We start from the raw sequence: 8,397 nt of genomic DNA, 5'->3' as shown, positions 1-8,397 counted from the left end.
GCCTACTCCCGGCCCACCAGCGTCAGCAGCGTCACCTCGGGCGGGCACGCGAACCGTACCGGCGTGTAGCGGCTCGTGCCGCAGCCCGCCGAGACGTGCAGATACGACGTCCTGCCCTCCGCCGTGTGCCGGGACAGGCCCTTCACCCGGTCGGTGTCCAGGTCGCAGTTGGTGACGAAGGCGCCGTAGAAGGGGAGGCAGAGCTGGCCGCCGTGGGTGTGGCCGGCCAGGATCAGCGGGTAACCGTCGGCGGCGAACGCGTCCAGGGCGCGCAGATACGGTGCGTGCACCACGCCCATCGAGAAGTCGGCCGCGCCCGAGGGGCCGCCGGCCACCTCGGCGTAACGGTCCCGCTTGATGTGCGGGTCGTCCAGGCCGGTCAGCTCCACCGACGCGCCCTCGATCTTCAGCATGCCCCGCGTGTTCGTGAGGTTCTGCCAGCCCGCCGCGTCGAAACCGTCCCGCAGGTCCTCCCACGGGTTGTGGGTGACACCTACGGCGCGGGCGTTGCCGTTCAGGCCGTGGCGGCCCTGGGCCTTCTCGAGCAGGTAGCGGGCGGGGTTGCGGAAGGTCGGACCGTAGTAGTCGTTGGAGCCGAAGACGTACGCGCCGGGGAACTCCATCAGCGGGCCCAGCGCGTCCAGGACCTCCGGCACGCCCTCCGGGTCCGACAGGTTGTCGCCCGTGTTGATCACGAAGTCCGGGCGCAGGCCCGCCAGCGAGCGCAGCCAGCGCTGCTTCTTGCGCTGGCCGCCGACCATGTGGATGTCGGAGACCTGGAGCACTCGCAGGGGGCGCATGCCGGACGGCAGGACGGGGACCGTCACTCTTCGCAGCCGGAAGGAACGGGCTTCGAAACCAGCCGAGTAGACGAGACCGGCGGCGCCAACCGCCGCGATCCCCAAGGGAACTCCGTATCGCGCGCGCATGCCTCCATCGTGTCAGATCACGAGGGCATCCCCGACCGGACGCCCGCCGCCCGGTAAATGCGCGGGCGCCCCTCACCCGGCACCTGCGACAATCGACCCCATGACCACGCTCAAGTCGAAGCTGCAGGAAGACCTCAACGCCGCGATCAAGGGGCGCGACGAGCTGCGCTCCTCGACGCTCCGGATGACGCTCGCCGCGATCACCAACGAGGAAGTCGCCGGCAAGGAGAAGCGCGAGCTCTCCGACGCCGAGGTGCTCAAGGTGATCGCCAAGGAGGCGAAGAAGCGCCGTGAGGCCGCGGACGCCTTCGCGCAGGGTGGTCGCGCCGAGTCCGCCGAGCGGGAGAAGGCGGAGGGCGGGGTCCTCGCCGAGTACCTGCCCAAGCAGCTCAGCGACGAGGAGCTGAACGACGTCGTCGGCCAGGCCGTCGCCGAGGCCAGGGCGGCCGGGGCGGAGGGGCCGCGGGCCATGGGCGCCGTCATGAAGATCGTGAACCCGAAGGTCGCGGGCCTGGCGGAGGGCGGCCGCGTCGCCGCCGCGGTGAAGAAGCACCTGGCCGGCTGAGAACAGCACCCGGCTGAGAGCAGCATCCGGCTGAGAACAGCACAGGGCTGACAGCAGCACCTCACAGACATACGAGAGCCCGGCCCCGCTGAACGCGCGGGGCCGGGCTCTCATGCGTGCATGGCGGTGCCGTGCATGGCGGTGCGGACGTCAGCCGTGTCCGCCCCCGCCCCCGTTGCCGTTCCCGTTGGTCGTGCCCTGGATGAAGCCCTCCGGGATGGAGAAGCTCGGCGTCGGGAAGGTGGTGTTGCCGTCGTTCCCGCCGTTGCCGTTGCCGCCGTTGTCGTTCCCGCGGTTGTCGCCGTTGCCACCGTCGTCGTTGCCCTTGCCGGGGTCTTCCTTCTTCGGCATGTCGGGGATGTAGACGGTGTTGAACTGCGGGGCTTCCTTGCCCTCCAGCGCGCCGGTCATCATGTCGCGCCAGATCGGGCCGGGGACCTTGCCACCGAAGACCTTGCCGTAGCCGATGCCGCCGATGGTGATGTTCTGCATCTTGCGCTTGTGCGCCGGGTCGCCGACCCAGACCGCGCCGGCCATGTTCGGCGTGTAGCCCACGAACCAGGCCGCGTAGCGCTCGTCGGTCGTACCCGTCTTGCCCGCGCTGTCACGGCTGGGGCCGAGGCCCGCCTCGGAGCCCGTACCGTCCTCGACCACGCCCTTGAGGAGTGTGTTTATGGTGTCGGCGGTGTTCTCGGACATCGCCCGCGAGCAGGTCGACTTCGGCACCTGGAGGGACTTCGACTTGTCTCCGGCCCGCTGGGTGATCGACTCGATGGCGATCGGGGTGCAGTACATCCCGCGCGAGGCGAAGGTCGCGTACGCGTTCGCCATCGTCAGAGGGGACACCTCCTGGGTGCCCAGGGCGATCGAGGGCCGCTGCTGCAGCTTGCCGCCGTCCGCGCGTTCGACCCCCATCTTCGCGGCCATCTCCGTCACCGGGCAGACACCGATGTCGCTGATCAGCTGCACGTAATAGGTGTTGACCGACTTCGCGGTCGCGGTCTTCATGTCGTACGGGCCGACCTCGGACTCGTTCTCGTTGGTGAGCGAGACGCCCTTCTCGTTCCAGACCTTGCTGTCGCAGAGCTGGACCGGGCTCGGGTAGTCCATCTTGTACGGCGAGGAGTAGATCTGCGTCGCCGGTTTGCCGCCCTCTATGGCGGCCGCGGCCACGATCGGCTTGAACGTCGAACCGGGCTGGTAGCCCGCTCCGCCGCCCATGGAGCCATTGACCGAGAGATTGATCGTCGTCTCGTTCTTCTTGTTGTTGATGCCGTACGGCCGCGACTGGCCCATCGCCAGGATCTTGCCGGTGCCGGGCTGGACGATGGTGGCCGCGGTGGCCACGTCGTCCTTCTGGTAGACGTGCTCCTTGATGGAGTTCTGCACCGACTTCTGGGCCTGCGGGTCCATGGTGGTGCGGATGGTCAGGCCGCCCTGGTTCCAGACCTTGGCCCGGGCCTCCTTGGTCTTGCCGAAGACCGGGTCGGTCAGGAAGACCTCACGGACGTAGTCGCAGAAGAAGCCGCCGCCCTTGACCGCGGTGATGCAGCCGTTCTTCGGCTTGCTGACCTTGAGGCCCAGCGGCTGCTCCTTGGCCTTGTCGGCCTCCGCCTGCGAGACGTCGCCCACCTCGGCCATCCGCTGGAGCACGGTGTTGCGCCGCTTGGTCGCCTCGGCCTCGTCGTTGACGGGGTCGTAGCGGCTGGGGGACTGGACGATGCCCGCGAGCAGGGCCGACTGCTCGAGGCTGAGGTCCTTGGCGTGCCGGGAGAAGTACCGCTGGGAGGCTGCCTCGACGCCGTACGCCTGCTGGCCGAAGAACGTGATGTTCAGGTAGTTCTCGAGGATCTTCTTCTTGCCGAGTTCCTCTTCGAGCTGGATCGCGTACTTCAGCTCGCGGATCTTGCGGCCGATGGTCTGCTGGGTGGCCTCGGCGACCTTCGTCGGGTCGTCACCGGCCTCCTCCACCGCGACGTTCTTCACGAGCTGCTGCGTCAGCGTGGAGGCGCCCTGGGCGACGCCGCCGCTCTGGGCGTTCTTGTTGAGCGCGCGCAGGACGCCCTTCAGGTCGACCGCGCCGTGCTGGTAGAAGCGCGAGTCCTCGATCGCGACGATCGCCTTCTGCATGTACGGCGAGATGTCCTTGAGCTCGACCACCGTACGGTCGCGGGAGTACACCGTGGCGATGGTGCCGCCCTCGTTGTCGAGGATCGTGGTCCGCTGGCTCAGCGGTGGGGTCTTCAGGTTGGTCGGGAGGTCGTCGAAACTCTCCACCGACCCCTTGGCCGCGAGTCCCAGCGCGCCGGCCGCGGGCAGCGCGATGCCGGCCATCACCGCTCCCGCGAGGACACTGACACCGAGGAACTTGGCGGCCTGCTGCGTGGGTGACAGACCGCCGCCCGAGCGCTTCTTCGACATAGGGGGCAGCCTAATCCGTCCTCATGAGCGTTCCGAGGGAGCCCATGTCACGGCATGGCGACGGAAGCGGGATTCCCTGTCACGGCACGGCGACGCGAGCGGGCACGACCGCGTCGGAGCGGGCATGACGACAGCAGCGCCCTACCTTCGCATTCGCCGGACACGCGCGCAGGCGTTGGCCTAAGCTGCTCTCAACTGTCACAGCAGTAGGGCCACGTATCAATACGTCCGTCGACCCCGAATCGTTCTGGATGTTCCCCGACTTTTTTGGTGGGGACGTGTCCGAATCCGCCTTGTGTGTCATCAGGTGCCCGTTGTGACGCAAGACAAGTGTCCCGGTTTGTCGGGATAGTCATGTATGTCGCGGGCTCACTCCCCCGGGTGATCTGCCGCTTACGCATAGTCCGTTCGGGCCATTCAAGATTGGGCCCGAAGGGGGTGTTGCGCTGTGCCTGCCTTCCGTAACGTCCTCAACTGGCGGCGGTGAATATGCCGCTGCCGCCGTGGGGGAGCCTCGATTCGGGAGAGGACGGCGCCGGTATGGGCTGGGTAGTCGACTGGAGTGCGCAGGCGGCCTGCCGCACTACCGATCCGGATGAACTGTTCGTTCAAGGAGCAGCGCAGAACCGGGCGAAGGCGGTGTGCACCGGATGTCCGGTGCGTACGGAGTGCCTCGCCGACGCGCTGGACAACCGCGTCGAGTTCGGCGTGTGGGGAGGCATGACAGAGCGCGAGCGCCGCGCCCTGCTGCGCCGGCGTCCGACGGTCACGTCGTGGCGCAGGCTGCTGGAGACGGCGCGCGTCGAGTACGAGCGGGGGGTCGGCATCCTGCCCCTCGAGGACGACGAGATCTACGAGAACTACGCGGCGGTGAGCTGAGCGGGACGGGGGACGCCCCGCGGACGAGGGGATCCAGGGACCTGGTGTCCCTAGGCCCTGGGGTCCCGAGGGCCTCGGATGTCGGGCCTCCGAGCCGGGCGTTGGCGTTCCGGCTCGGGTTTCGGCCTTACGGCTAGAGCGCGTTACGGCCAGAGCGCCTTACGGCCAGGGCGTCGAGCCTCCGAGCCCAGGTCAGTCCACCGCGGTCTCGGGCAGCTCCGGCCGCCCGGCCGCGAGCCGGTTTCCGATGTCCCGCAGTCCCGCGAGGTCATGCACATCCCCGGGGAGCGCGGCCACTTCGGCCACCGCCACCTCGGGGTGCAGCGCGGTGAAGCGGTCACGCGTGCGCTGCTCGCGGGAGAGCAGCTGCATACGATCCGCGTGCAGCCTCAGCAGGCCCGCGGTGAGCTGGTCGACGGACCGGTCGGCCGAAGGGGCGGACCGCTCGTTCTCCGTGCGCTTCGAGCTCGGGTTCTGCGGGTCGGCGGGGGAGCCTTCGTCAGGAGCCGGGGCCTCGGAAGCGGGAGATTCTGAACTGCCGTACGTGTCGGGAGAGTTACGAAGTCCAGCTTTCCCGCCCTCCTGATCGACAATGCGGACCTCTTCAAGATTTTCCGCGGCCGCGAGCGCCCGCTCGGCCGAGAGCCGGTCGGCGCCGCTGCCGTGGACGCGGTTGAGCACCAGGCCGGCGAGCGGCATGCGCTCCGCGGCCAGCCGCTCCACGAAGTACGCGGCCTCGCGCAGCGCGTCCCGCTCCGGGGCGGCGACCACCAGGAACGCCGTCCCGGGCGCCTGGAGCAGCTTGTACGTCGCGTCCGCGCGCGTGCGGAACCCGCCGAACGTCGTGTCCATCGCGGCCACGAACGTCTGGACGTCCTTGAGGAGCTGACCGCCCAGCAGTTTGCCGAGGGTGCCGGTCATCATCGACATCCCGACGTTCAGGAACTTCATCCCCGCCCGTCCGCCCAGCTTGGCCGGTGCGGTGAGCAGCCGGATGAGCCGTCCGTCGAGGAAGGAGCCGAGCCGCTTCGGCGCGTCCAGGAAGTCGAGGGCGGAACGCGAGGGGGGCGTGTCGACGACGATCAGGTCCCACTCGTCCCGGGCCCGCAACTGCCCGAGCTTCTCCATCGCCATGTACTCCTGCGTGCCCGCGAAGCCCGCCGAGAGCGACTGGTAGAAGGGGTTGTTCAGGATCGCGGACGCCCGCTCCGCGTCCGCGTGCGCCTCGACGATCTCGTCGAAGGTGCGCTTCATGTCGAGCATCATCGCGTGCAGCTCGCCGCTCGCGGAGTCGTCGAGGCCCTTGACCCGGCGCGGGACGTTGTCCAGCGAGTCGATGCCCATCGACTGGGCGAGCCGGCGGGCCGGGTCGATGGTGAGGACGACGACCTTGCGGCCCCGCTCGGCGGCGCGCAGGCCGAGGGCCGCCGCAGTCGTGGTCTTGCCGACGCCGCCCGAACCGCAGCACACCACGATGCGGGTGCCCGGATCGTCGATCAGCGGATCGAGATCGAGCACGGGGGCGGGGGAAAGACGGTGGTGCCGGTCGTGCGCGTCGGCGTCCGGGCTCATGACATTCCCTGCTTCCGCAGCTCGGTGGCCAGTTCGTACAGACCCGCCAGGTCCATGCCCTCGGTCAGCAAGGGCAGTTCGTGCAGCGGCAGCCCCAGCTCGCCGAGGGCCGAGCGCTGTTCGTGCTCCAGTGCGTACCGCTCGCCGTACTCCTCGGCCTGCTGGATCAGCGGGTCGACCAGCTTCTCGGCGTGGCCCCCGCGACGGGCGCCGCCGAGTCCCGCCGCGGACAGAGCCTTCGCCACCGCCGAACGCTGTGTGGTCCGTACGAGTTCCAGATCGGTGCCGTCCAACACCTCCGGGCGCACCATGTTCACGACGATCCGGCCCACGGGCAGGTGGGCGGCCCGCAGTTCGGCGATGCCGTCCGCGGTCTCCTGGACGGGCATCTCCTCCAGGAGCGTCACCAGGTGGACGGCCGTCTCCTTGGACTTCAGCACCCGCATCACGGCCTGCGCCTGATTGTGTATCGGGCCGATCTTGGCGAGGCCCGCGACCTCGTCGTTGACGTTCAGGAAGCGGGTGATGCGGCCGGTGGGGGGCGCGTCCATCACGACGTAGTCGTAGACGAACCGACCGGACTTGCCCTTGCGGCGGACCGCCTCGCACGCCTTGCCCGTCAGCAGGACGTCCCTGAGGCCGGGCGCGATGGTGGTCGCGAAGTCGATCGCGCCGAGCTTCTTCAGGGCGCGTCCCGCTCCGCCGAGTTTGTAGAACATCTGGAGGTAGTCCAGAAGGGCCAGTTCGGGGTCTATGGCCAGTGCGTACACCTCCCCGCCCCCCGGAGCGACGGCGATCTTCCGCTCCTCGTAGGGCAGCGCCTCCGTTTCGAAGAGCTGCGCGATTCCCTGGCGACCCTCCACCTCGACGAGAAGCGTCCGCTTCCCCTCGGTGGCGAGGGCCAGCGCGAGGGCTGCGGCGACCGTGGTCTTTCCGGTCCCGCCCTTGCCGCTGACGACCTGGAGCCTGCTCACGTATTCGAGCGTAACCAGTCGACGGCGAACCTAAGCAGGAGGCTGTGGATAACGCGGGCCCCGGTTGTGGGTGAGCGGCGGCTGAGGCCGGGGTTGAGCAGTGGCTGAGGCCGGGGGTGAGCAGCGGCTGAAAGCCAGGGGTGAGCAGCGGCTAAAGTCGGCCGCATGACCAAGAAGTGGGAATACGCGACCGTGCCGCTGCTCGTCCACGCCACGAAGCAGATTCTGGACACCTGGGGCGAGGACGGCTGGGAGCTCGTGCAGGTCGTGCCCGGACCGAACAACCCCGAGCAGCTGGTGGCCTACCTGAAGCGGGAGAAGACGGCGTGAGCGGGGCGGTCGAGGCGCGGCTCGCGGAGCTGGGGCTGACGCTGCCGGAGGTCGTGCCGCCGCTGGCCGCGTACCAGCCGGCCGTGCAGTCGGGCGTGTACGTGTACACCTCCGGTCAGCTGCCCATGGTCGACGGCAAGCTTCCGGTCACCGGCAAGGTGGGCGCGGAGGTCACGGCCGACGAGGCGAAGGCGCTGGCCCGCACGTGCGCGCTGAACGCGCTGGCGGCGGTGAAGTCCGTGGCCGGCGACCTGGACCGGATCGCGCGCGTGGTGAAGGTCGTGGGCTTCGTGGCGTCGGCCTCGGACTTCACGGGCCAGCCGGGCGTGATCAACGGCGCGAGCGAACTCCTGGGCGAGGTGCTCGGCGACAAGGGCGTGCACGCGCGCAGTGCCGTGGGCGTGGCGGTGCTCCCGCTGGACGCGCCGGTCGAGGTCGAGGTGCAGGTGGAGCTGACCGGGGCGTGATGCCTGCGGCGGCTGGGCGCGGGCGGATGTGTCGTGGTGGGCCGAAGTGAGAACGGCCCTTCGTGGTGTGGCCGGCTCGGAACAGCCCGTCGTGGTGGGCCGAGGTGAGAACGGCCCGTCGTGGCACGGGTGACTGGAACTCCCCAGGGGCGCGGGGAACTGCGCGACCGGCCACGACCCGCCCCGTGCCTGCCCGACGACACCGCTGGGCACCGCCATAGGTGCCCGCCCAGGTCCGGCGCCGTTGCCTCCGACCGGCC

Annotated in this window: 8 protein-coding genes; 4 read left to right on the top strand and 4 right to left on the bottom strand. The window is 69.3% G+C overall.

The annotated features are described in order from the left end of the window. Window positions 1–2: 2 nt before the first annotated feature. Complete coding sequence (locus EHS43_RS30030) at window positions 3–929, bottom strand: metallophosphoesterase (RefSeq protein ID WP_125193859.1); 927 nt, start codon at window positions 927–929, stop codon at window positions 3–5. A 100-nt stretch (window positions 930–1,029) separates the two neighbouring features. On the opposite strand from EHS43_RS30030, the gene EHS43_RS30025 reads away from it, so the two are divergent. Further along, entirely contained in the window at window positions 1,030–1,494 is a 465-nt protein-coding gene (locus EHS43_RS30025; RefSeq protein WP_125193858.1) for a GatB/YqeY domain-containing protein, read from the top strand. 150 nt (window positions 1,495–1,644) lie between these two features. Here the strand turns inward: EHS43_RS30025 and EHS43_RS30020 are convergent, their stop codons facing one another. Beyond that, window positions 1,645–3,915, bottom strand: a complete 2,271-nt coding sequence (locus EHS43_RS30020; protein ID WP_125193857.1) for a transglycosylase domain-containing protein — start codon at window positions 3,913–3,915, stop codon at window positions 1,645–1,647. A 540-nt stretch (window positions 3,916–4,455) separates the two neighbouring features. Between EHS43_RS30020 and wblA the strand changes: the two genes are divergently transcribed. After that, window positions 4,456–4,794, top strand: a complete 339-nt coding sequence (wblA, locus tag EHS43_RS30010) for a transcriptional regulator WblA (protein ID WP_030324083.1) — start codon at window positions 4,456–4,458, stop codon at window positions 4,792–4,794. A gap of 192 nt (window positions 4,795–4,986) precedes the next feature. Here the strand turns inward: wblA and EHS43_RS30005 are convergent, their stop codons facing one another. Further along, entirely contained in the window at window positions 4,987–6,366 is a 1,380-nt protein-coding gene (locus EHS43_RS30005; protein WP_125193856.1) for an ArsA family ATPase, read from the bottom strand. Beyond that, complete coding sequence (locus tag EHS43_RS30000) at window positions 6,363–7,340, bottom strand: ArsA-related P-loop ATPase (RefSeq protein ID WP_125193855.1); 978 nt, start codon at window positions 7,338–7,340, stop codon at window positions 6,363–6,365. The genes EHS43_RS30005 and EHS43_RS30000 overlap by 4 nt, the downstream gene beginning before the upstream one ends. 165 nt (window positions 7,341–7,505) lie before the next feature. Between EHS43_RS30000 and EHS43_RS29995 the strand changes: the two genes are divergently transcribed. After that, window positions 7,506–7,670 carry a DUF4177 domain-containing protein gene (locus EHS43_RS29995; protein WP_086724107.1) on the top strand — a complete coding sequence of 55 codons (165 nt, stop codon included), beginning with the start codon at window positions 7,506–7,508 and terminating at the stop codon, window positions 7,668–7,670. After that, window positions 7,667–8,137, top strand: coding sequence for a RidA family protein (locus EHS43_RS29990; protein ID WP_125193854.1), 471 nt, complete (start codon window positions 7,667–7,669; stop codon window positions 8,135–8,137). Before EHS43_RS29995 ends, EHS43_RS29990 begins: the two co-directional genes overlap by 4 nt. Window positions 8,138–8,397: the final 260 nt, after the last annotated feature.

It is taken from the genome of Streptomyces sp. RP5T (genome assembly GCF_003933965.1).
Classification (GTDB): Bacteria; Actinomycetota; Actinomycetes; order Streptomycetales; family Streptomycetaceae; genus Streptomyces.
This window is presented reverse-complemented; position numbering and strand designations above follow the sequence as displayed.